This is a genomic window from Pseudomonas parafulva (assembly GCF_002021815.1).
Lineage (GTDB): Bacteria > Pseudomonadota > Gammaproteobacteria > Pseudomonadales > Pseudomonadaceae > Aquipseudomonas > Aquipseudomonas parafulva_B.
Window position 1 is genome coordinate 1,259,202 of the sequence record NZ_CP019952.1, and the last position, 23,360, is coordinate 1,282,561.

At 61.0% G+C, this 23,360-nt stretch carries 20 protein-coding genes and 1 tRNA gene; 12 read left to right on the forward strand and 9 right to left on the reverse strand.

Annotation, left to right across the window (positions count from 1 at the left end):
* Positions 1-233: 233 nt before the first annotated feature.
* The 5 genes from dapA (at position 234) to B2J77_RS05665 (ending at position 3,938) form a co-directional block, all read left to right on the forward strand.
* Positions 234-1,121, forward strand: a complete 888-nt coding sequence (dapA, locus tag B2J77_RS05645; protein WP_058638491.1) for a 4-hydroxy-tetrahydrodipicolinate synthase — start codon at positions 234-236, stop codon at positions 1,119-1,121.
* A gap of 15 nt (positions 1,122-1,136) precedes the next feature.
* A complete protein-coding gene (bamC, locus tag B2J77_RS05650) occupies positions 1,137-2,258 on the forward strand; it encodes an outer membrane protein assembly factor BamC (protein ID WP_078478140.1) in 1,122 nt (373 codons plus the stop codon).
* Positions 2,259-3,017, forward strand: a complete 759-nt coding sequence (locus B2J77_RS05655) for an MBL fold metallo-hydrolase (protein ID WP_058638489.1) — start codon at positions 2,259-2,261, stop codon at positions 3,015-3,017. It begins immediately after the preceding gene.
* A 29-nt stretch (positions 3,018-3,046) separates the two neighbouring features.
* The gene (gene purC, locus B2J77_RS05660) at positions 3,047-3,757 is read left to right on the forward strand and encodes a phosphoribosylaminoimidazolesuccinocarboxamide synthase (protein WP_016498342.1); all 711 of its coding nucleotides are present in this window, start codon (positions 3,047-3,049) and stop codon (positions 3,755-3,757) included.
* Positions 3,758-3,848: 91 nt separating this feature from the next.
* Positions 3,849-3,938: transfer RNA gene (locus tag B2J77_RS05665), tRNA-Ser, on the forward strand.
* A gap of 326 nt (positions 3,939-4,264) precedes the next feature.
* On the opposite strand, the gene B2J77_RS05670 is transcribed toward B2J77_RS05665, so the two are convergent.
* Positions 4,265-4,702 (reverse strand): GNAT family N-acetyltransferase, encoded by a 438-nt coding sequence (locus B2J77_RS05670; RefSeq protein ID WP_058638488.1) that lies wholly within the window; start codon positions 4,700-4,702, stop codon positions 4,265-4,267.
* A gap of 757 nt (positions 4,703-5,459) precedes the next feature.
* On the opposite strand from B2J77_RS05670, the gene B2J77_RS05680 reads away from it, so the two are divergent.
* The 3 genes from B2J77_RS05680 to B2J77_RS05690 are packed head-to-tail and all read left to right on the forward strand — an operon-like array spanning position 5,460 to position 9,416.
* Positions 5,460-6,320: an SH3 domain-containing protein gene (locus tag B2J77_RS05680; protein ID WP_078478141.1), complete on the forward strand. Its 861-nt coding sequence runs from the start codon at positions 5,460-5,462 to the stop codon at positions 6,318-6,320.
* 8 nt (positions 6,321-6,328) lie between these two features.
* The gene (locus B2J77_RS05685; RefSeq protein WP_058638487.1) at positions 6,329-8,191 is read left to right on the forward strand and encodes a hypothetical protein; all 1,863 of its coding nucleotides are present in this window, start codon (positions 6,329-6,331) and stop codon (positions 8,189-8,191) included.
* A gap of 10 nt (positions 8,192-8,201) precedes the next feature.
* The gene (locus B2J77_RS05690; RefSeq protein ID WP_078478142.1) at positions 8,202-9,416 is read left to right on the forward strand and encodes a hypothetical protein; all 1,215 of its coding nucleotides are present in this window, start codon (positions 8,202-8,204) and stop codon (positions 9,414-9,416) included.
* Between the two features lie 154 nt (positions 9,417-9,570).
* Here the strand turns inward: B2J77_RS05690 and B2J77_RS05695 are convergent, their stop codons facing one another.
* From B2J77_RS05695 to B2J77_RS05715, 5 genes are read right to left on the reverse strand one after another with little or no spacing between them, the layout of a single operon-like run.
* On the reverse strand, positions 9,571-10,005 hold the full coding sequence (locus B2J77_RS05695; RefSeq protein WP_078478143.1) for a hypothetical protein: 435 nt from the start codon (positions 10,003-10,005) through the stop codon (positions 9,571-9,573).
* Positions 10,006-10,060: 55 nt separating this feature from the next.
* Positions 10,061-10,381: an AzlD domain-containing protein gene (locus B2J77_RS05700; RefSeq protein WP_023536306.1), complete on the reverse strand. Its 321-nt coding sequence runs from the start codon at positions 10,379-10,381 to the stop codon at positions 10,061-10,063.
* Positions 10,360-11,061 (reverse strand): AzlC family ABC transporter permease, encoded by a 702-nt coding sequence (locus B2J77_RS05705; protein ID WP_027914243.1) that lies wholly within the window; start codon positions 11,059-11,061, stop codon positions 10,360-10,362. The genes B2J77_RS05700 and B2J77_RS05705 overlap by 22 nt, the downstream gene beginning before the upstream one ends.
* Positions 11,058-11,540, reverse strand: coding sequence for a GNAT family N-acetyltransferase (locus B2J77_RS05710; protein ID WP_145129942.1), 483 nt, complete (start codon positions 11,538-11,540; stop codon positions 11,058-11,060). The genes B2J77_RS05705 and B2J77_RS05710 overlap by 4 nt, the downstream gene beginning before the upstream one ends.
* Complete coding sequence (locus B2J77_RS05715; protein WP_058638484.1) at positions 11,524-12,270, reverse strand: 2OG-Fe dioxygenase family protein; 747 nt, start codon at positions 12,268-12,270, stop codon at positions 11,524-11,526. The genes B2J77_RS05710 and B2J77_RS05715 overlap by 17 nt, the downstream gene beginning before the upstream one ends.
* 195 nt (positions 12,271-12,465) lie before the next feature.
* Between B2J77_RS05715 and B2J77_RS05720 the strand changes: the two genes are divergently transcribed.
* Together B2J77_RS05720 and mqo are read left to right on the forward strand one after the other, a co-directional pair.
* The gene (locus tag B2J77_RS05720) at positions 12,466-13,326 is read left to right on the forward strand and encodes a LysR family transcriptional regulator (RefSeq protein ID WP_058638483.1); all 861 of its coding nucleotides are present in this window, start codon (positions 12,466-12,468) and stop codon (positions 13,324-13,326) included.
* A gap of 239 nt (positions 13,327-13,565) precedes the next feature.
* Positions 13,566-15,206 (forward strand): malate dehydrogenase (quinone), encoded by a 1,641-nt coding sequence (gene mqo, locus B2J77_RS05725; RefSeq protein WP_058638482.1) that lies wholly within the window; start codon positions 13,566-13,568, stop codon positions 15,204-15,206.
* 165 nt (positions 15,207-15,371) lie between these two features.
* On the opposite strand, the gene B2J77_RS05730 is transcribed toward mqo, so the two are convergent.
* Positions 15,372-15,707: an ArsR/SmtB family transcription factor gene (locus tag B2J77_RS05730; protein WP_078478144.1), complete on the reverse strand. Its 336-nt coding sequence runs from the start codon at positions 15,705-15,707 to the stop codon at positions 15,372-15,374.
* A 48-nt stretch (positions 15,708-15,755) separates the two neighbouring features.
* Between B2J77_RS05730 and xenA the strand changes: the two genes are divergently transcribed.
* On the forward strand, positions 15,756-16,847 hold the full coding sequence (xenA, locus tag B2J77_RS05735; RefSeq protein ID WP_078478145.1) for a xenobiotic reductase XenA: 1,092 nt from the start codon (positions 15,756-15,758) through the stop codon (positions 16,845-16,847).
* Positions 16,848-16,856: 9 nt separating this feature from the next.
* Here the strand turns inward: xenA and B2J77_RS05740 are convergent, their stop codons facing one another.
* Positions 16,857-17,744, reverse strand: coding sequence for a LysR family transcriptional regulator (locus B2J77_RS05740; protein ID WP_078478146.1), 888 nt, complete (start codon positions 17,742-17,744; stop codon positions 16,857-16,859).
* A gap of 141 nt (positions 17,745-17,885) precedes the next feature.
* Between B2J77_RS05740 and moaB the strand changes: the two genes are divergently transcribed.
* A complete protein-coding gene (gene moaB / locus B2J77_RS05745) occupies positions 17,886-18,401 on the forward strand; it encodes a molybdenum cofactor biosynthesis protein B (protein WP_078478147.1) in 516 nt (171 codons plus the stop codon).
* A 132-nt stretch (positions 18,402-18,533) separates the two neighbouring features.
* Here moaB and B2J77_RS05750 read toward each other — a convergent pair whose 3' ends face one another.
* Positions 18,534-23,213, reverse strand: a complete 4,680-nt coding sequence (locus B2J77_RS05750; RefSeq protein ID WP_078478148.1) for a dermonecrotic toxin domain-containing protein — start codon at positions 23,211-23,213, stop codon at positions 18,534-18,536.
* Positions 23,214-23,360 lie beyond the last annotated feature (147 nt).

The window sequence follows — 23,360 nt, forward strand, 5'->3', positions numbered from 1 at the left end:
CGATGCAGGACGGGCGAAAGCCTCCTGTAGGCAGCGCTCGGCACTCGCAGGCGAGGGCCGGGGCGCTGGCCGGGAGCAGGGTCTACGGCCCGGCGGGCCGTGCTGCACCGATCAAAGCATCAAGGGTAGCGAAATAAGGCGCCGAGGGGAATGCTCCGCCCGCCTGCTTCGCTTGTGCAAGGCCGATGCCCCCAGTACCATTACCGCTCTCTTTTTCCGGCAGGAGCAGATACATGATTGCGGGCAGTATGGTGGCACTGGTCACTCCCATGGATGCACAAGGGCGTGTTGACTGGGGCAGCCTCGACAAACTTGTAGACTTCCACCTGGAAAACGGCACCCACGCCATCGTCGCCGTCGGCACCACCGGTGAGTCCGCCACGCTGGATGTCGAAGAGCACATCCTGGTCATCAAGCACGTGGTCGAGCGCGTCAAGCGCAGCAAGAGCCCGATCCCGGTCATCGCCGGCACCGGTGCCAACTCCACTGCCGAAGCCGTGCACCTGACCCAGAACGCCAAGAATGCCGGCGCCGATGCCTGCCTGCTGGTCGTGCCGTACTACAACAAGCCGACCCAGGAAGGCCTGTACCAGCACTTCAAGCACGTTGCCGAGTCGGTCGACATCCCGCAGATCCTGTACAACGTGCCAGGCCGCACCTCCTGCGACATGCAGGCCGAAACCGTCATCCGCCTCTCGACGGTGCCCAACATCATCGGCATCAAGGAAGCCACCGGTGACATGGCCCGCGCCAAGGCCATCCTCGAGGGCGTTGCCAGCGACTTCATCGTGCTGTCCGGTGACGATCCAACCGCCGTCGAGCTGATCCTGATGGGCGGCAAGGGCAACATCTCCGTCACGGCCAACGTCGCCCCGCGGCAAATGGCCGACCTGTGCGAGGCCGCCCTTGAGGGCAATGCCGAGAAGGCCCGCGCAATCAACGACACGCTCATGCCCCTGCACAAAGACCTGTTCTGCGAGTCCAACCCGATCCCCGTCAAATGGGCGCTGGTCGAGATGGGCCTGATGAAAAAAGGCATTCGCCTGCCACTGACCTGGCTTAGCGAAGGCTGCCACGACAAAGTCCGTACTGCCCTGCGCCAGTCCGGCGTACTGGTTTAAGAGGAAGTACCCTGCATGAAGCGACTGGCTGGCCTTTCTGCCCTTGCCCTGATCATCTCCAGCACCAGTGGGTGCGGCTGGCTGTGGGGCGAGGATGGTTATTTCCGCGACCGCGGCAGCGATTACCTGCAGGCGCACTCGACCGCGCCCATGCAGTTGCCTTCGGACGTCAGCGGCGTCAAGCGCCTCGACCCCCTGCTGCCCATCCCGCGCAATGTTGCCGACGACAACGTCAGCGGCGAGTACGAAGTGCCGCGCCCTCAGCCGCTGACCGGCGGTGCGGGCCAGGCCAACGACTACAGCCTGCAGCGCAGCGGCAGCAGCCGGTGGGTACTGGCCCAGCACGCCCCGGCTGAAGTCTGGCCGGTGGCGCGTCAGTTCTTCGAGGACAACGGCTTCCGTATTGCTGAGGAGCGCCCGCAGACGGGTGAATTCAGCACCACCTGGCAGCGTTTCGACGAACTCTCGGCCTCCCTTGGCCAGCGCCTGGCCAGCACGGCCAGCAGCAACGACAGCGAAGTGCGCGTGCGTGTGCGCATGGAGCCCGGCGTGCAGCGCAACACCTCCGAGGTGTACGTGGTCACCGTCGAGCGTCCGGCTGGCAGCAGCGCCGAACCCGACTTCTCGTCCAGCTCCACCAACACCGGCGCCGACGCACTGCTGGTCGACGAGCTGCTCGCCAGCATGAACCGCAGCGCCGAGAAGGGCGGTTCGGTGTCGCTGCTGGCCGAACGTGATTTCGATGTGCCGAACCGCGTCAGCCTGAGCGAAGACGGCAGCGGCAACCCGGTCCTGAACGTGGGCGCCGACCTGGATCGCGCCTGGTCCAGTGTGGGCCGTGCCCTGGAGCAGGGTGGCCAGTGGCGGGTCGAGGACATCAACCGCAGCCTGGGCCTGTATTACATCAACCTGTCCGAAAAACCCGAGGACAAAGAGAACAAGCCTGGCTTCTTCGGCCGTGTGTTCGGCAGCGAGCCCACCAAGGAAGAGCGCGAAGCCCGTGCCGAGCGCTATCAGGTACGCCTGAGCAAAGTGGGTGAGAACGTGCAGGTCACGGTCGAGAAGAACATCAACACCGTGGCTCCGGCCGATGTCGCTCGCCGTGTGCTGAGCGCCATTCAGGACCACCTGGGTTAAGTGCGCTTCGCCGTACTTGGAAGCGGTAGCCAGGGAAACGGCACGCTGATCGCCAGTGGTGATACCTACATCCTGGTCGATTGCGGCTTTTCCCTGCGCGAGACCGAGCGGCGCCTGGCGCTGCTCGGTGTGTCGGCAGCCCAGCTGAGCGCCGTGCTGGTCACCCACGAGCACGCCGACCACGTGCATGGGGTCGGCCTGCTGTCGCGGCGCTACAATGTACCGGTCTACCTGAGTCAGGGCACTTTGCGCGGGCTGCGAAAGCCGGTGGAAGTGGCCGGTTTCCTGGCTTGCGGCCAGCGCCTGAGCGTCGGCAGCCTGGAGGTTACGGCATCGCGCGTAGAGCACGATGCCCATGAACCGTTGCAATACGTGGTCAGCGACGGCACACGCCGTTTCGGCATGCTGACGGACCTGGGCTCGTACGACGCGCGGCTGCTGAACGGCTATCGCGACCTGGATGCGCTGTTGATCGAAGCGAATCATTGCCGCGACATGCTGGCGCGTGGTCACTACCCCTACTTTCTCAAGCAGCGGGTCGGCGGCATGCGCGGGCATTTGAACAACCACCAGGCCGCGAGCCTGGTACATGAGCTGGGCTGGAATACCCTGCAGTATCTGGTGCTGGCCCACCTCAGCAGCAAGAACAACCTGCCACACCTGGCCCGCCAGTGCTTTGTCGACACCCTTGGGTGCGACCCTGACTGGCTTGAGGTGGCAAATCAGGAACACGGGCTCGACTGGCGCGCCATCGCCTAGCCCACCCCTCACGCAAGCGGAGCCCAATCATGGAAAAACGCGACGAACTCTACCGCGGCAAGGCCAAATCGGTTTACAAGACCGATGACGCCGACCGCTTGATCCTGCTGTTTCGCAACGACACGTCGGCCTTCGACGGCAAGCGCATCGAGCAGCTGGACCGCAAGGGCACGGTGAACAACAAGTTCAACGCCTTCATCATGCAGAAGCTCGAAGAAGCCGGCGTGCCGACCCAGTTCGACAAACTGCTGGGCGACAACGAGTGCCTGGTCAAGAAGCTGGACATGATCCCGGTCGAATGCGTCGTGCGTAACTACGCAGCCGGCAGCCTGGTCAAGCGCTTGGGCGTGGAGGAGGGCATCAAGCTGGAGCCGTCCACCTTCGAGCTGTTCCTGAAAAACGACGAAAAGGGCGACCCCTTCATCAACGAATCCCACGTTGTCGCCTTCGGCTGGGGCACCGCCGAGCAACTGGTCGAAATGAAGAAGCTGTCGCTCAAGGTCAACGAGGTGCTGACCAAGCTGTTCGACGACGCCGGCCTGCTGCTGGTCGACTTCAAGCTGGAGTTCGGTGTCTTCCACGGCCAGATCGTGCTGGGCGACGAGTTCAGCCCCGACGGCTGCCGCCTGTGGGACAAGGAAACCCGCAAGAAGATGGACAAGGACCGCTTCCGTCAGGGCCTGGGCGATGTGATCGAAGCCTACGAAGAAGTTGCCAAGCGTCTGGGCGTGCCGCTGTAAGGCGCCCGCACACGCAAGCGCCTGATACCACGCGGTTTTTTGAAAATAAAGGTTTGCGTTTTCAGAATTCGCTGGTATGATGCGCGGCATTGGAGAGATGCCGGAGTGGTCGAACGGGACGGATTCGAAATCCGTTGTACTGGCAACAGTACCTAGGGTTCAAATCCCTATCTCTCCGCCATACGCGAAGTAGTCAAAGCCCCCGAAAACGTTAGTTTTCGGGGGCTTTTTCATTGGTGCTCGAAAATATTGGTTTTTTGGGCAATAACTTCACCCTCCAGCACGCAGCAGGCCATTTTAGGACAATGTTTTTAGACCTCTAACCGGGCTAGGGCTTCCCGGTCTCATGGTATTTATCACTAGGGTGGTGGCGGTGCTGTTGAGAGCTTTTTTAAGGCTTGCGAGACGGGCTGTACAAGCAAGTCCAGTAGGCGTCTGTCGAACACAGCTTGCGTGATCAGGCGGATGCCCGCCCAGGTATGAGATCCAGGGCACCTTTATTGGTTGTTAGCTTCGAGACTTTTCAAAGCGAACATCACCCTCAGTCAAGTTCTTCACAGGCTGCCAGCCAAGGTGCCGATAGAAGCCACATGCACGGCTCGCTTGAGCTGTCTCTAACCAGATCGTTTGATGGTGTTGAAAGAGGAACGTCTCTGCTTGCTCCATGAGTCTGCGGCCCAGCCCGTTTCCCTCAAATCCGGGTAGAACGAAAGCGGCAAACACACACCCGTCCTCGACATCGGCCATAGAAAAACCTACAGGGGCACCATTGACCTCGGCAATCCAAGCACAGGGGGCCTCTAAAATGGCCTGCCTTACCGTAATGGGGCTAATTCCCATTGCGGCTAGCTGCTCACGGGATAAGTGATTTTCGTGCACGCTGGTTCGAATATCAAAAATCGCATCAATATCCGCTAGGTTGGCGAGTCTGATTGAGTGGTTCATATTTGGTTTGAGCCTCTAAGCGGGCTTCCTTGAATTCATAGGATCCCTAAATTCCTCAGTCGGTATTCCTGTTCCCTGCACCGCTGGGTCAACCGAAGGATTGTGACAACTCATCGCTTCAACAGAGTCAGTCGGGCTGCTACAGCCTTGCTGTCAAACAAGAGGGTGGCAGCGATACGCGGGTTGACAGACCGAGGACTCCGGAGACTCAGCGCACACAAGGTGCCCTACGTACCACCGCCATAAGGGTTGCACGTGTGGGGAGAAGGGTCTGCCTGTCAAAGCCGGTCGTTGATCTGCAACGACCCGCCGAGACTAGAAGGCGACCTGCTCCATCGCAACCGTTTGAGCAGCGGGGCAGTATGTTTCGGAAACGGCCTACAAGTAAGGGGATTAATCTGAGTTCGGAGACCCAAAAGTACCGATCAAAGCGATCCCCTGCCGCTCAACCCTCCGCAACATTTTGTCTTGATCTGCCATTCACCACCTGCGCTACAATGCCGGCCTCTGTTCGCCACTCACGCCCGGGCAACACGCCGTAATGACTACGCGCGCCGGGCGATGAACGCTTCCTGACATGGATTCGTTGGATGCTTTGCGCTTCGCCATACCTACCCATCACTGTTCGCTCATCCGTGGCGTCGCCTTCTGCGGCTGCCACTGGCGCCCCTCTGCAAACCCACCACACCACGCCCACGCTGCTGCCCGAAGGCTGCGGTTCACGGCTGTGCGTCCACTGGAAAATGGAGTGATCCACGTGCATAAGAAATTCATCGCCTCCCTCTTGGCCGTCGCCATCGCCTCGACCACCGCCTGCGCCCAGCTTGGCGTCAGCAAGGAACAGGCCGGCACCGTGATCGGCGGCCTGGCGGGTGTTGCCATCGGTTCGACCATGGGCAGCGGCAACGGCAAACTGGCGGCTGCCTTGATCGCAGGCGGCATCGGTGCCTACGTGGGTAACCGCATCGGCAACATGCTCGATGAAAAAGACCAGCAGGCCCTGGCCTTGCGCACCCAGGAAGTGCTGAGCCAGCAACAGGCCACGGTCAGTGCACAGCCGGTGACCTGGAAGTCCGACCACTCCGGCGCCACCGCGCAGATCGTCACTGGCAAGACCTACACCAAGACCAAGCAGGTCGAGGTCAAGCGTGCGCCGAAGATCCAGGCCGTTCCGTCGATGAAGCTGATCAACGAACCCTACGTGACCACCAGCGACAACCTCAATGTACGCGCCGCGCCCAACGCCAAGGGCGAGAAAGTCGGCAGCCTGAAGAACCACACCGAATTCACGGCCGTCGGTTCAACGGGCGACTGGGTGCTGGTAGGGCGCAAAGGCGTGACGGTCGGTTACGTGCACAAGGACTACGTCGAGCCCAAGGCACAGGCCGTGGCCAAGCGCGTCACCCCGGCGGTGAACCTGGATGAGCTGGACGTGGCGGCCAGTAGCGAAACCCAAGGCTTCGACCTGGATACGCTGCAAAACCTGCCTACCCAGACCGTCGCTGCCGAAGCGGCTTGTCGCCCTGTGACGGTCAGCCTGAAGTCCAAGGAAGGCAAGACCGAACAGGAACAGAACACCTTCTGCAAACAGGCCAATGGCACCTGGGAACTGATTTGAGAACCTCCATGAAAAAGCACGCCCTTGCGCTCGCCGTGATCGGTGCTTGCGGTCTGGTACCGCAGGCTTTCGCCCACGAGCTGGCGTTTTCCAAAAAGGACAATATCAAGGTCGAAGTGCCCGGTGAGGCCGCGACCTGGTGCAAGCCTGAAGTCGAGCTGACCATCACCCGGCCTGCCTGGGACAACCCGGACATGCTTTCGGGCTTGCTGAACAAGTTGCCGTTCGTGTTCGCCAAGGACTGCTCCACGGCCAAGGTCAGTTGGAAAGCGGTCGATGACAAGGGCACGCTGTATGCCAGCGGCGCTGGCACTGCCAGCAACCTGGGCCTGATGAACCTGGCTGCTGCACCTGCCGCAGCCACGGCGCCAGCCCCCCAGCAGGCTCAAACGCCAGCGCCATCATCTGCGCCAGCGCCCGCAGAGGCATCCGCACCTGCCGCTACGCCTGCGCCTGTCGAGGCCCCAGCACCGGCCGTGGCGGCTGCCCCAGCGCCGGCCAACAAGCCAGAACCGTCCGCTGTCCCCACGCCAACCCCAACGCCCGCACCTGAACCGGCGGCAGCACCTGCCGTTGCGCCCAAGGTAGCCGGCGCAGCCGTCGCGGCCGCCCCCACCTCGGACTATGGCCGCTCAGTGGTACTGAAGAACAGCAAGCTGATGCAGATCACCGATGCGGCGGGCTGCAAGTGGGTGCTCAATAGCACCATCATCAGTGAGGGCGATACCCTCACGTTCGGCACCACGCCGGCCATGCCCTGTCCGGCTTCCGGCTTTGGTGCGGGCAATTTCGAAAAGATCAGCTGGAAAGCCGAAGGCACCTACCGCGGCAACGACTGGAATCGTATCTACGTCCACCCCAGTGCTTTGATGTTCAGCAAGCGTTACGAGGCGGCGGTCAAGGATAAGTCGGTTAGCTACCTCACGGCCGAAGCGGACCAGGTGGCGTTGCTGGTGGGCGAAATTCCCGACCGGAACATGAAGGTATACCTGGCGTTCTCCCGGCCTACCTACGGCGCTGTGGGGCCTTTCCTCGCCGACCCGTACTACGTCGCCGTAACCCCGGACGACGCCTTCGCCCTGGACCCGGTGAAGTACAAGGAGACTGCGCTGCAGGTTTTCGACCTGATCAAGAACGCATCGCCGAGCACCACCGACGTGGCAGACCTGCTCATCGTCAAGGACCTGTCGGCCATTTCCAACAGAATCTGGGGCAACGATGACCAGAAGATCGTGCGCAACCGCATCGGCATGAGCCGCCAGGGCTTGTATTTCGATGTGCGCAGCGGCGCCAACTGGGCGCAGCAGCGTGAGAAGCAGCGCGTGCGGGAAGCCCGCAATCGTCAGCAGCAGTTGGCCTGGGAACACACCCGTGTGCTTGAGCGTTACCAGCAATTGCAGGAGCGCATGGGGGAATTCAAGGGGCGTGAAACCGAGGCACTGGCGCAGATGGCCGGCATCAAGGTGCGTTACCCTTCGCCGCTGCAGCAGCAGGACCCTACGTCGTCGCAGAACGTGACGCCGATGATGGTGCATGTCACCGGCAAGAAGGGCGAGTTCTACACCCTCGACTACCCAGGCGAAGGGCGTCTGGTTGCCGAGCAGCAGTACCCCGAAGGCTGGTACGTGGCCCAGGTGGCCAACGCTACCCCTTACTACCCGCTCGAAGACGGTCGCGCCATCCCTACCTACCGCGCCTACAGCGTGGGCGAGCCGAAGGCCTGCGAGCAGGAGCGCTGCGCCGACCGCGTGTCCTATGGCGCCGTGCTGGCCAAGGAATTCCCCAATGCAGGCATCGACTCCAACTGGACGCCCGAAGTCTCCCAACAGTTTGTGAACGACTGGAACAACGCGTCGGCACAGGTCCAGTGAGGCATAACCCATGATCAAGCAGATGAACGCAAAGCAGAAGTTGATTGGCGGTGTGGCGGTCGTGGCGGTAGCGCTCGGCGTCACCTATGCCGTGGTTTCGAGCAGTGGCAAGAAGCAAGCCATGGCCTACTACGAAGACTTCAAGGAACGCTACTTCCTCGAAGACGTGCTATCTGAAGGCGACATTTCGTACTCGGCACTTTCCGGTAACCTGACAGTGGCCGACCCGGAGCTCCGTGTGGCCGCCGTGCAGACCAACGGCGCGCAACAGTTCATGCGCAGCATGGCCGGCTTAGTGGCCTCGATGCGGGGCATGGACATGCAGGAGGGCCTGGGCAACTGGGCCGAGTACCAGATGAACGCACTCGAATCACGCTACGTGACCGGCCTTTTTCTAAAGGCTGATGCGTTAAAACTGTCGCACAGCGGTGACAGCAAGGACGGCGAAATCCATGTCCAGTTGCTGGGCATGCAGATGGCCGATCCGTATATCGCGGCCCAGGGCCAGGACATCGTCCGTGTCTGCGATGTGAGCGACGAAATCCAGCCGGGCGTCGAGCTGACGGCCAACGGGCGCGCGTCCCAGGCGAAGCTGCCTTGGGGTGTGAACCTGGCGGCGCGCCAGCCGGTCACGGGCGCTTTCCTGGTCAACAGCACGGGGCAATTCGGGACCAAGATCGATCTTGACCTCACGCTGCAGCGTTCAAGCGATGGCGAGGGCGTTATGACGTTCGTGGTCACTCACCGCAACGACGGTTCGAAGGTGGGCGAAATCGTGCGCAAGGCCACCTTGCAATCCATGCCCGAACTCGATGATGTGCAGGAACAGTTCAAGGCAGCCCTGGGCGGCCAGATCGTCGCCGCCTTCAGCCCGCCATCTGGCCTGGCCATGTTCAGCGGCGCAGTATCGGACTTGGCGCGCAAGGCCAAGGTGGAGCGCTATGAGGTCAGCTATAGCGGGTTCAAGCCCATGCGTACGGCATTCGAAGCCTTCCAGCACACCACGCCCAACGCCAAGTTTGCCGACTTCTGCCAAGAAGTAGGGCTTTCAACCTGGAGCAGCGATTTTGGCACCAAGGCCAAGCAGCACAGCGATTCGGAATGCGCCATTGCGCAGAAGCTGGCGGCCGGGGACGACTTCGAGGAAACCTACACCTTCAAGGAAGGCAAGAGCCTGTACGCCGCGTTGTTCGTGAGCAAGGCGTATGAGCTGGAGACGAACTAGGACGTTGTCGGGGCGGGCCTTGTGCAAACCGCAAGCATGCCGGGGCCGTTTCACGGCCCCATCGCGGCAGCCCCAGGATTGGAGCCTCGCCGCTAACATTGCCGAGACCGCGTTGCGGTCTATCGCGGCCGTTACCCCCCTGGGCGTCACTCATCTACCAAACCCGCTTATCCCCCACATCCTCAAGCACCTGCCCCAAATCCAGCTCAACAGACAATGCAATCAGACTCGCATTTCCATCCTCGCCCTCCGGCCATACCGTCACTTGGGTATCCGCTGCCAGCAGAAGCTGGTCGCCGCTTTTCATCATCTGCTGCGTGCCATCGGCCTTGATGATCCTCAAGCCACCGGCGGTTGCGAACAAAAGCAGGTCGTTGATGGTGCTCAGCCGGGCCGCAGCGCGCAGGTGTCGGTACTCCACGATCCAGCCGTCGGCCAGAAACGTCTTGCTCAGCTGGTAGTTCAGCGAGCATTCCAGCGACAGCTCACCCAGTGCCGCGATCACCTGCTCCTGTGGCAAGCCCTTGGGCATGAGGCGGGCAAACTCGCTCAGGTTTTCCAGTGTCACGTGTTTACGAGCAGGGCTCATGCCGGTGTCCTTGTAGATTCGATGCGCTCAGGCACAGGTGCAATTGAGGTCGACGTCACGCCACAAGCGTGATGGCGACGTGCGCGGCGATGCCTGCCGCCACGCTGAAAATCAAACTCCGGGTGAAGTAGGCCACGATCACCACCGGCACTGCGGCCAGCATGTCGGCGTTCACTGCCATCAGCGAGCCGTCCTTGGCCATCAGCAACGCAGGCACGGTGATACTGGCGATGATCGCCACAGGCAGGTACTCGATGACATCGTTGAACACCTTGGGCGTGCCCTGCATTCGGAACAGCAGGGGCGTGGCCCGGGTGAAGTAGGTGATGGCCATCATCAAGGCCACCGCGCCGATCAGGTATTTTTCTTCAGGCATAGGCCTACTCCACAGCCCACGGCCGTCGCCACGAACACATTCAAAGGGGAGGGGTACAGCGCGTTGAGTAGGCAGGTCGCGGCAATCACCACCAGGGCGACGATCAGCTTGGGCCGGCTGTTGCACAGCGACACGAGCACGAAGATCATCATGGCGGTCAGCGCGTAGTCCAGCTTGAACGCGGAGAAGCGGCTCAGCGCATCGGAGGCCACGGCGCCGAGCAGGGCGCCGGCAATCCAGCTGGCATGGCACCAGGTGTTGAACTGCAGCAGATAGCCAGGCGGGGTGTACTTGCCGGCTTGTAGCCGTTGGCTGTGCAAGGCGAACGATTCGTCGGTCAGGCCAAAGGCATACATCAGCTTTTGCGACCGGGAGATGCCCAGCCCATCGCTCTGCTTGGCCATGTACATGGCCATGAGCATGTGCCGCGAATTGATCAGCAGCGTCGACAACGCGATGGTCAGCAACGGCGCACCGGAGGTGATCAACGCCAGCGCCGCAAACTGCGCGGCGCCTGCGTAGACGAACACGCACATCGCCACCGGGAGCCACAAGGGCAGCCCGGCATTGATGCACATCACGCCAAACACGAAGCTCACCACGAAGTAGCCGGTGATCACCGGCAAGGCATCGACGAAGCTTTCCCTGCGCGAGACCGGGTGCAAGGCGAGGTCGGTCATAGATCGACCTCGCAGGTGATCTCGCCGCGCGTCTGGCTGAAGCCCTGCCGGTTCCAGAAGCGCACCGCCGACGCATTGTCCTGGTCGATGAACAGAAACACCCGACGGATGCCATGCTGACGGAAGTCGTTGAGGATCGAGGTGGTCAGCGACGTGCCGATGCGGCTGTGGCGATAGTCTGGCGACACGGCCAGGTGGTTGATGGTACCGCGCGTACCCATCGCCCCTCCGGCCACGGCACCGATGATCGCCCCGCTGTGGTTTTCCGCCAGGTAGCAGAACGTGTTGTCATGGCTCAACAGGCCCTTGAGCAGGTCCTCGTTCTGCCAGTCGCAGAACGCAATCTCGTCGAACCGCTTGAGGAAGTTGACCAGGCGCGTGGCATGAAACGGCGTGGCCTTCTTGATGGTCAGGCCGTTCATGCGGTCGGGCACGGCAACGCTGCGCGTTGCCTGCTCAAGGCTATTTGACAATGTCATGTTCGGTCCCCGGCCGGGAGAAGGAGATGGCGATGATCTGCCGATAGCCCATTTCCGATTCGCTGGGGTTGGTGGCCGGTGTCACGTAGTGCTGCAGCTCGCGGTCGAGGAAATACGTGGTGTCGAGAATTTCCTGGTAGGTGCCGGAGTCGATCACGTTCGACTGTTTGTCGTAGACCTTGCTGGTGGCGCCTTCGATGTTGTGACGGCCCCAGAAGTGCACGCCGCTGAAAGGGTAGCCGTCGCAATGGATGCCTTCGGGCGTGATTTCGATTTGCTCGCCGGGTTTGACCTCGATGCGGATCTGGTGAACCTGGCACTGCCAAGGCACGTTGTGCAGTTCTTCAGGCAGCACGGCCTTGTACACGTCGAAGTCCAGCTTGATCAGGGCGCGCAGCACCGGCGAGTTGAAGACATCGCTGGACACATCGTCGAAGTGGCGCCGCACGCCGCCCACATACTGGTTATGGGCCTCGGACTGTTCATAGGCACGGTGTTCGAGCTGCTGCAGCTCGCCGGTCGCTGGGTTGAAGTCGAAATCGCTGTAGCGGCGGTAGCGGGTACCCTTGTCGGCCTGGCCGTAGTACTTGTCTACGCCCATGGTTTCCCAGCTCTTGGAAAACGCCACGAAATGGCCAAAGCCGCCGTTGAGTGCAAAGTCGTTGCCCAGCACGTTGACTGTCTTGTTCAGGCGCAGTGCGTCATCAACATTCCGTTTGAGTGTAAGCATTGGCATCTCTTCCCGTTGAAATCTGGGCGCCAATCTAGCAGGCGGAAAGATGGCAGAAACTTCACTTTTTTTTGTGGTGCCTCAACCGCCGCTTGTTGCCAGCCGACGTACCGAGCAGACAGCGGCGGCGGTTGTGCGTTATCCTTCCAGGCCTTGTTGCATGCGGGCTTGAGCACGTCTTGGGAGGGGTGTCGAATGGATATCAAGGTGCTGCGAAACATCGCCAATGTCGCGAGGACGGGGTCGATCACCGATGCCGCCGAGCAGGTCCACGTCACGGTGCAGGCACTGGCGGCGCAGTTGAAAAAGCTGGAGGACCATTGCGGCTTCAAGCTCTTTGACCGCACCAACAAAGGCGTGTCGTTGACGCAGGAAGGGGTCGGGATCCTGCCCCATGTGCTGGAGATCGTGCGCTGCTCCGAACGCATGCAGCTGAAAATCAAACAGCTGCGCGAGCGCCAGAGCCAGCCCTTGCGGGTCGCCCTGAACAGCACCCTGTCGATGGAAATCAACCAGCAGATCATGGCCGGTGTGGCCAGCAATCTGTTCGGGTGCAGCCCCATCTTCAGCTGCTCCGAATCCCCCGACAACCTCACCAAGCTGGCCAAGGGCGAAGCTGACATGGTGGTGATCCTGGGCGACAGCATGCCCGAGGGGTTCTACTCGGTTTCGCTCAAGGGCCTGCGCATTGAGGTGGTGGCCTGCTCGGTCAGTGCCGACACCGCTCCTTCGGTGGTCATCAAGCCGTTGCCCGAATGCCCGTACGCCTCCATTTTCTCGCGTTTCGCCAACCATCAGGGCGGCGGGCTCGAGGCTGCTACCGTGTTCCATTCCGGCAGCGAGATCGTCAGCGTGTCGATGATCAAGAGCTTCGGCGGCATGGGCGTGCTGTCGCGGGCCGTGGCCGAGACGAACGACCTGCACATCTGGGAAGGGTATTCCGAATACCTCGATGTGTACCTGGTGATGAAAGAGCCATGGATCGTGGAGGAGGAGTTTCCTCAGTTCTACCCCAAGACAGCGCCGATGCACGCCTTCGAGTCGATCAATGCCTGAAGCGCCGTCAGCGTGAGACAACCTGTCGTCTTGCGCTTGGCCGCGCAATTTGTTTGTGCTGGCATTTCGGTTACAATCGGAAAAACGATTCAGTGATGTAGGTCAATGCGACAAAAGCCTGATTCGTTTTCCGGTTCTCTGGCTGCTGAACAATGATCAATAACAAGCCTGCGCTGAAGAACACGCGTTACCTGGGTCAGCCACAGGCCCACCTCCGTTCTCCTGACTGGAATTGATCAATGTTCAAGAAAGCTGGCAAGACCTTGCTGGGTCTGGCTGTCGCTGCAACTGTCATGCACGCACACGCCGCTGAAACCAAGAAAGTCGACGTACTGCTGGTCGGCGGCGGCATCATGAGCTCCACCCTGGCCGTCTGGCTGCACGAGCTGGAGCCGAGCTGGTCGATGGAGATGGTCGAGCGCCTGGACGGCGTGGCCGAAGAAAGCTCCAACGGCTGGAACAACGCCGGTACCGGTCACTCCGCACTGGCTGAGCTGAACTACACCCCCGAAGACAAAGACGGCAACATCAACATCTCCAAGGCCATCGAAATCAACGAAGCCTTCCAGATTTCCCGTCAGTTCTGGTCCTGGCAGGTACGCCAGGGCGTGTTGAAGAACCCGCGCGCGTTCATCAACACCACGCCGCACATGAGCTTCGTGTGGGGCGACGACAACATCAAGTTCCTGAAGAAGCGCTATGAAGCGCTGCAGGCAAGCCCGCTGTTCCGTCCGATGCAGTACTCCGAAGATCACGCGCAGATCGCCAAGTGGGTCCCGCTGATGATGGAAGGTCGTGACCCGGCCCAGAAGCTGGCTGTCACCTGGACGCCAATCGGCACCGATGTGAACTTCGGCGAAATCACCCGCCAGTTTGTCGGTCACCTGCAGACCCAAAAAGGCTTCGACCTGAAGCTGTCCAGCGAAGTGCAGGACATCAGCCGCAACAAGGACGGCTCCTGGCACGTCGAGTACAAGAACCTGAAGGACGGTAGCAAGTCGGCTACCGATGCCAAGTTCCTGTTCATCGGTGCTGGCGGTGGCGCGTTGAAGCTGCTGCAGAAGTCCGGCATTCCGGAAGCCAAGGAATATGCAGGCTTCCCTGTGGGTGGCTCGTTCCTGGTGACCGAGAACCCAACCATTGCCATGCAGCACATGGCCAAGGCCTACGGCATCGCTTCCACCGGTGCGCCGCCCATGTCGGTACCCCACCTGGACACCCGCGTGCTCGACGGCAAACGTGTGATTCTGTTTGGCCCATTCGCGACCTTCTCGACCAAGTTCCTGAAGAACGGCTCGTACCTGGACCTGCTCAGCAGCACCACCACCCACAACCTGTGGCCAATGACCCGCGTGGGCATCGACCAGTACCCACTGGTGGAATACCTCGCAGGCCAGCTGATGCTGTCTGACGACGACCGTTTCGACGCCCTGCGCACCTACTTCCCGAATGCCAAGAAGGAAGACTGGAAACTGTGGCAAGCCGGTCAGCGCGTGCAGATCATCAAGCGTGACGAAGAGAAGGGCGGCGTGCTGAAGCTGGGCACCGAAGTGGTGGCCTCTCAGGATCGCACCATTGCCGGTCTGCTGGGCGCCTCGCCAGGTGCATCGACTGCTGCGCCGATCATGCTGAACGTGCTGGAAACCGTGTTTAAGGAAAAGGTCGCTACGCCAGAGTGGCAGGCCAAGATCAAGGAAATCATCCCGAGCTACGGCACCAAGCTGAACGACTCGGCCGCTGCTACGCAGAAAGAGTGGAACTACACCGCTGAAGTGCTGCAGTTGGCCAAGCCGCCGGTCATCGACGAAAGCGTCGGCACCAGCGTCGTTGCGCCAAGCCAGCCGGTTGAAAGCAAGCCTGAGAACGACATGGCCCTGTAACTCACGGCCCTGACGTAATCGAAAGCCACGGGGGTGACCTCGTGGTTTTTTTTTGCGCGGTTAGACAGGCAGGGCTTGGCCAAGATCGCGCCCGCGCAGGCACTCGGCAGCCTTGATGGTGCGCGAGGCGATCGCTTGGGGAAACCTGGGCAGGGCGCAGGTCACTCAGGCCTGCCGCAAAATGCAGTCCAGCAACCCCGGGAAACGCTCGTCGAGCATTTTGCTGCGCAGTGAGTTCATGTGCGTGGTGCCCACGTTGCGGGTGTGTACCAGCCCGGCGTCCCTCAACACACGAAAATGGTGGGACATGCTCGACTTGGGCCGCCCTCCGTCCAGCTCGCCGCAGCTGGCCTCGGTCACCCCGGCAAGATGGCGGACGATGCCCAGGCGCACCGGGTCGCTCAAGGCGTACAGCACGCGTTCGAGAATAAGGTCATCAGGATTGGGATGTTTGTAGGCTCGCATGGTCTGCATGATACCGGGGCTTTTCATTATTGCCATAGTTCGATTATGATCGAACTACAGTATTCAATGATCCTGGAGTGTTCCATGGCAGCCCTGTTCGAACCCTATACCCTCAAAGACGTTACCCTGCGCAACCGCATCGCCATCCCGCCGATGTGCCAATACCGCGCTGAAGACGGCATGATCAACGACTGGCACCACGTGCACCTGGCTGGCATGGCCCGGGGCGGCGCCGGTCTGTTGGTGGTCGAAGCCACGGCGGTCTCGCCCGAAGGCCGCATCACCCCAGGCTGCGCCGGTATCTGGAGCGATGCCCACGCCCAGGCGTTCGTGCCCGTGGTGCAGGCGATCAAGGCGGCGGGCTCCGTGCCAGGCATCCAGATCGCCCACGCCGGCCGCAAGGCCAGCGCCAACCGCCCATGGGAAGGCGATGATCACATCGCGGCCGATGATCCACGCGGCTGGGAAACCATCGCCCCGTCGGCCATCGCCTTCGGTGCCAACCTGCCCAAGGTGCCGCGCGCCATGACCCTGGACGACATCGCTCGGGTCAAGCAGGACTTCGTCGATGCAGCCCGCCGCGCGCGCGACGCCGGCTTTGAGTGGATCGAGCTGCACTTTGCCCACGGTTACCTGGGCCAGAGCTTCTTCTCCGAGCACTCCAACCAGCGCACCGATGCCTACGGTGGCAACTTCGAGAACCGCAGCCGGTTCCTGCTCGAAACCCTGGCAGCGGTACGCGAAGTGTGGCCTGAGCACCTGCCGTTGACCGCTCGCTTCGGGGTGCTGGAATACGATGGTCGTGACGAGCAAACCCTGGAAGAGTCGATCGAGCTGGCGCGCCGCTTCAAGGCGGGCGGCCTGGACCTGCTCAGCGTAAGCGTGGGCTTCACCATCCCCGACACCAACATTCCATGGGGCCCAGCCTTCATGGGCCCGATTGCCGAACGCGTGCGCCGCGAAGCGGGTATCCCCGTCACCTCGGCATGGGGCTTTGGCAAACCGGAATTGGCAGAAGCGGCCGTACGTGCCGAACAACTGGACCTGGTCTCGGTCGGGCGTGCGCATCTGGCTGACCCGCACTGGGCTTATTTCGCGGCCAAGGAGCTGGGGGTGGAGAAAGCTGCATGGACCTTGCCAGCGCCCTATGCACACTGGCTTGAACGGTATCGCTAAGGGTCGCGGTCAGGGCGTTTGAAGTGCCACCTGCGCCTCGGCGAAGCACTGCTCGGCAATCGCCGAGCGGGGCTCGCTGCGGCGCAATAACAGGCCCACCGGGCTGTGGATGGCAGCATCGGTGACCGGCACGATGCGCAGGTGCTCGCTAAGGCCTTCCAGGCCGCACCCCAGCGGCATGATGGCGCAGCACAGGCCAGTGGTGATGGCCTGGATCAGCTGGAAGCTGGAGTCGCTTTCCAGTACAGCGTTCGGTTCCAGGCCGCGGCTACGGAAGCTCAAGTCAAGCGACTGCCGGTAATGCATGCCCTTGCTCAACAGGCCCAGCGGCGTATCGCCCAGTTGGTCCCAGCGCAGGCTTTGGGCCTCGAACTGAAAATGCCGGGTATCGTGCAGCAGGCCCATGGTAGTGGTACCCAGCTCGATGACGTCGAAAAACTGCGTGTTGACCTGGTCCAGGTAGCAGATGCCCAAGTCCAGTTGATTACGGCTCAGACCGTCGATCACCTGCTCGGAGCTTAGGGAACTGAGTTCGAAGTGCAGGCCCGGGTACTTGGCCCGCAACGGCAACAGCAGTTGCATCGGGTTGAAACTGGCCAGCGGCACCGTGCCCAGGCGCAGGCTCCCGACCACCTGACCGCGGCAATGGGCAGCTTCGGCGTGCAAACCGTCATGGGCGGCCAGCAGGGTCCGCGCCCAGGCCAGAATGCGTTCGCCCGCCTCGGTGAACCCTTCGAACCGCTGACCGCGCTTGACCAGCACCAGGTCCAGTTCGTCTTCCAGGTTACGCAGGCGCATGGACAGCGTGGGCTGGGTGATGTGGCACAACGCAGCCGCCTGGCCAAAATGGCGAGTCTGGTCCAGGGCGATGAGAAACTTCAGTTGCTTGATATCCATGCCTGCGCCTGCTAAAGGGTTACGCCGACAGTAACGTACCGTGGCGATAGATGCCATCGATCGAGCCGTTTGCGCTATCGATTGGACGCTGGCAGCGCCTATTACTAGCGTGGCCGTAACCCCACTGCAAGGAGCTGTGCTGTGCGTGTTCAACCCAATGCGGTTTTCGTGCCGCTCAACATCGCTGTCTTGACCGTCAGCGATACCCGCACTGTCGAGAACGACACATCAGGTGCACTGCTGGCGGATCGCTTGGTGCAAGTGGGGCACCGCCTGATTGCACGGGTTCTGCTCAAGGATGACGTCTACAAGATACGCGCCCAGGTGGCGACCTGGATTGCCGACGAGCAGGTGCAGGCAGTGTTGATCACCGGTGGAACAGGCTTTAGTGGCAGGGACAGCACCCCGGAGGCGGTCGAATGCCTGCTCGAACGGCGCGTGGACGGGTTCGGCGAGTTGTTCCGTGCGCTGTCCATTCTGGATGTCGGCGCCTCGACCGTGCACAGCCGCGCCTTGGCAGGGCTGAGCAATCGTACGCTGGTCTGTTGTCTGTCAGGTTATACCGGGGCCTGTCGTACTGCCTGGGAAGGCATTCTTGCCGAACAGCTCGACGCCCGGCATCGGCCTTGCAATTTCGTCAAGCATTTGCGGGTTTAGCAGAGCGTCGTGCCTATCAAGGCTCTCCGGCTCAGCAGCATCCACCGGCCGCTAAGCGGCTTTGCCGGGGCGCCGAACTGGCTGCGCGCTAGCCCCGATTGCTCGCAGCCGTCAAGGCACGTCGGCGACTGGTCAGTTGAAAGGAATCACCCCACGTGCCTGAGCGTAGGTCAGGTTGCCACGGTGAATACGTAACTCCTCGCCCATGGCAGCGCTTCTGACCTGTTCCCTGTAACCCAGCTTGCGCTGCCGCCACAGTTTCAGATGACCTTTGCCGAACGCCGTCGGCGCGGCACCCGCATCATTGAAGTGAAAGTGCGCGGCCCACAGCGGCTTGCCGCGCTCGCTGCCCGGCGCTTCGAGCACATCGATGCGGTATTCATCAAGATAATCTTCGGCCAGTGGCTGCCGCGGCCCCTGATAGGTCACACGTAACAGCCCTTGCTTGTGCAAGTAGTGCAAGCCTTCTGCGCTGGGAAAGCGTGTGGTGCTGTGCAGTTTGACCAGCATCTCGCGTTTACCCTCGCGCAAGCTCACCAGGGCATCGTCCAGGCGCTGCAGCAGTTCAGATTCAGCTTCGCTGTCGGCGAGCTGATCCCGCAGTGTCTGCACTTCCCCGATCTGGGCATCGAGCATTGACGTCAATGAATGGCTATCGACATCTTCTTCAACCAGCTTGCGCGCGTTGGCAAGTACGTTCTGATTCTGAGCAAGCATGCCTTCAGCCAGCGCTTGTTCCTGACGCTCGCTCTCCGGTGTAGGCGCTCTGGGTGGCGATGAGGTGCCAGCAGCTGGCAATCTTTCGACCCACGTGCCACTTTCCCGGGTAAAGGTATGCAGTACAGTCTTGCTGAAGGTCCCGCGAACTTGCAGCACAGGCCGCCCCTCTACGATCGACTCCGAACCGATCACCGTCTGGCCGTTCGCTGTTGTAGCCACTTGTAACGCCTGGCGGGGATAGACCGGCCGGGTGGTGGAGTGCTGCTGGCCGACGGCCTGCTCCCGCAATGCGGTAACCAGCGCGTCGCCCGCCATGGTCTTGAGCTCGACCATTTGCTGCCGATACGCCTCCAGGCGCCCGATATCCACAAGTTCGCTGCCCAGCTGGGCAATGCGCTGACTGTTGAGGATGGCCGCCGAATATTCATCCCAGGCACTCTGCAGAATGTCGATACGCTGAGCAGTCTGCAGATCGGCGAACATGGACAGGTGGTGAGAATTAGCGGCCACCCGCAGGCGCTCCCCAGCGAGTGCAGCCCTGAACACCGCATAGTGCGAATAGTCTTGCAAGGCTTCAAAACGCAGCGCCAGCTCAACCAAACCCATGGCTTGGAAGAACCGTATGTTTACCGTGGTAGTGGTGCGCGTTTCGATGATCTGGGCAACGGTCCTGTCCGTTTTTCGAATGCTCGGTGCCGTCATGTCCAGATCGGTAACGGCAAGCAGCCGATCAAGCGCCGCTGTATATTCAATGATCAAAGGCTGGTCGATAACCATGCTTTCAAGTACTTCACGGTACTGCTCATACGCAGCTTGCCGCTCCTGCGGCAAGGCGTCATTGAGCGCCGTGGTCAGTCGATCGTACTCGGCGAACCTGCCGGTATACAGCTGCTCTTCGATGATGAACTGCGCATAACCAATCAAATTGCGCCTTACATCTGCCAACGCTCGCCGCTGTTCTGGTGCATTGCGAGTGCTTGCCATATAGCTACGGTCATCAAGCAGCGCAACCATGTTGCGCTCGGCCTCAAGGAAGTTCTGGAAAATGCCTACAGCGGATTCGATACGCTGGTGACGCAAGTCCTTTATCTGGTCCAGCAACTCCGTATGCCGTTTGGCGAACAGACTGGTTGCCCGCTCGAACTGAGCACGCTGTTCAGGATCTTGCGGCGGCGGTTGCTTGAGCCGCTCCTCCACTTTCAGCCATTGCGCACGAGCAGCCTCGATACGTTGGCGCAAGCTTTCATATTCAGCGGTGCCTCTGTCAGCGTTGTCGAGACTTTGTTCGACCGCCCGCTGCGCCGCCCGGATCCGGGTTACCAAGCGTTCGCGCAATCGCTGCCGGGTGCTTGAGCCGGGTCGGTCCCCGCCGCCTCGCAGTCGCGTGTCGATACGCCAACCTTGTGAGTCACGCCTGATCGGTGGCCCCTGCCTGCCATCCGGGCCGATGATGCGGGTAAGCCCATCGGCAGACTCGACCGCATAAACTTGTCCTTGCAGCCGCACATAGAGCCCATGCTCAAGTTCATACAGCCCGTCGAGAGGCCCTTGCTCGATCGCCGATTGGCCCTCCAGGCTTACCGAGGCCGCCATGGCGTGCAGTTGCGTGCGTTGAGCGCCGGACAGCGCGTCGAAACCCTGAGCGCCCCGCCACGAAAAATCGAGTTGAGTGGTCGCTTGGGCCTGCAGCGCCTCGACAGGAGCCACACTGCCCGGCTCAGGCAGCGGCAACGGATCGGCATCGCCGCCCAAGCGGATCGAAGCTGCATCGACCGTCAGTGCAGTTGCCCCGGCATGCGGCGGCTCGGTTTTGGGCAGCTGTGCATGGATCAACACCATCAGTGTGTTGTTGAGCAGATCCACCACAGCTTGGGTTCGATCCGTAGCGCTGCCTTCAAGCAGCAATTTCAGGTCTTCGGCTATGGCATTTATACCGATGTACAGCAAAGCAATCGAAGAGATCGGCCCCGGGAGCACGGGCGCGACCACGTTAAGCAATTGCCAGGCGAACGTCTTGATCGACCGCCAGCGTACCTCACTGTTGCTCATGGCACTGCGATCGGCCAGTTCGAGCAGCATCGCGCGCCTGGCTTCGAACAGGTTCGCATCAATGTCATCGGTCCAGAACGTCAGGGCGGGTTCGACCGGGGCCGGTTTGTCCAGGTGCTCATACGGGTCGAACACCCAGTGCGGCAGGTGAGGCTCTTTGAAGCCACCGTTGTCGTACACGTCGCGGTGCGTTTGGTCCAGCCAAGCCAGCACGCCTTCCTGCACGCGGCCGGGCCGGGCAATCTCCTGCATGAGGGCTTGCGGGTTCTTGAACTGTTTGAGCGCACCTTTGTACATCGGGCAATACAGCAACAGCGCGCCGCTATCGGCCACCTGAATGACAAAGAAACCGTGCGCCTTGTCGATCAGCTGCGAGTCGGGCGAGCGCTTGAAGGCCAGGGGCGCGATGGCCAATGCTTGCTCATCGCTTGCGGGTACACGGCAGAAACTGGCCACCGCCTCATAGCTGTGTGGGTCGATATGCCGGGCACAGAGTGCGTAGGCGGCATCGAGCATCAGCCCCCTTCGCCAGTGCGCGGTAAAGGCGGCGAGGTGCGTGGCTTTGTACTGTTCATCCCCAAGCAAGCCATCGAGGTAGCGCGGGTAGTTGCCGCCTATGTCAACAGTGGCAACCAATTGGCGCAAGTACTCGGGGTCAAGCCAGGCAGGGAGCTCTTCATGAGTGCGATGGGCTACAGCTGCCACAGGGCTCGCGCCGGTTGCCTCAAGGCGACCGATGGCGTACTCGGTCAAGGTCAGCGTTTTGCTTTCTATCAGCTGTGGGAACCCCAGCCCATGGCCGTCATTGGCGTAGGTATTGACGGTCAGTATCAACTCGTCCGCGTCGAAGGCGCCGTCAGCAGGATGATCGGCCAGCATCTGTTCACGCAACGTGTGCCGTGCGTAGGTATGCAGGTCGTCCGGTTCTGTGGGGCACTGGGCATTGCCCAGGGAAGCTTGTAACACACAGACGTCCAGCAGCGCCTGCAGATAGCGGCTCTGCCCGTTGAAGTCGGCGTTCAAGAGCTTCTCAGGCAACTCTATGGCCAGCTTTTGAATGGGCAGATCGGCCAATTGGGCGAAGAACGGCGAGGGGTCGACCACGGCCTGGTAGGCCGAGGCCAACTCATCTACCGTGTTCAGATCGCTCAACCGTACGCGGTTCAATCGCGACAACAGGATTTCGAGCAGCACGCTGGACAACAAGGCAAACGCGTTGCCGTCGGCTTCGTAAAGCGCCCACGAAAAACCGTCGTCGGTCTCCGTCAGCCTGTGTTGCGTCTGCAAGTAGGCACCAAAAGCGTCTAGTGAACTGAAGCCTTTCACACCGCCTGCGCTCGTGCACCAGAGTGTCACGTTGGCCACTTCGCTACTGGCGCTCACCAGCAGCCCAGGCAGCAGTTCACGGGTGCTGCCTTGGTCGAGGCGCCGATGTATGCGTACGGCGTGCACAGCGAAACCTTCAGTTCTTTCGAGAAGCAGATCGTTCAAGCACCGGCGCTCATCGGCGGTCAATGTCTGATCGGTCAGCCCACTCAGAAGCCCAGCGCGAAGCACCTGTTGAACCCAAGTGTCGTGATCATTGCCGTTGCCTGCATTCCAGTAATCGATCTGAGCCTGTTCAAAGCACGCATGAAGGGTCGGTAGAAACGCGTTGAATGCGTCGTTCAGCGTGCCGGGGTCGACGAGGTCATCATCGGCTGTTTCGCACGCGTCGGGGATGGCAAAAAAACGAAGCGGTGGTTTAAGGCTGAAGCGGTCCTGGCTGGAAAAGTCCACCGGCGCATTATCAAGAAAGTGTTGCAGTACAACGTCGACAAGCGGGGTGACTGTCCAGTAGCCGTCAATGTGCCAGCGAAGAAATTTCAGTGGCTCAGCACACTTCATGTCGGGGCGGTGAACAGCCACCTTGGGGTAATGCGCGATGATAAGGTTCATCAGTTGCTCACCTACCACCTGGCGCAAGGTGGGGCGGCTTGCAAAGCGCAGGGCGACGGCACGATTGAGGTCATGTGCAGGTGGAGAGGGGAGGGCAGAGGGCATGCGTGGAGCTCCTTGTGGGTTCTTTCCACAATGTTCCAAGCGTGCCACGGCACTCGGTGCTATCTATATGCTGCACATCGGTCCCAGGCCTTTGGCTGCGCCCAGGCACGACGCGTTGCTGTCCACTCTTGCCCGGCAGGCTGGACC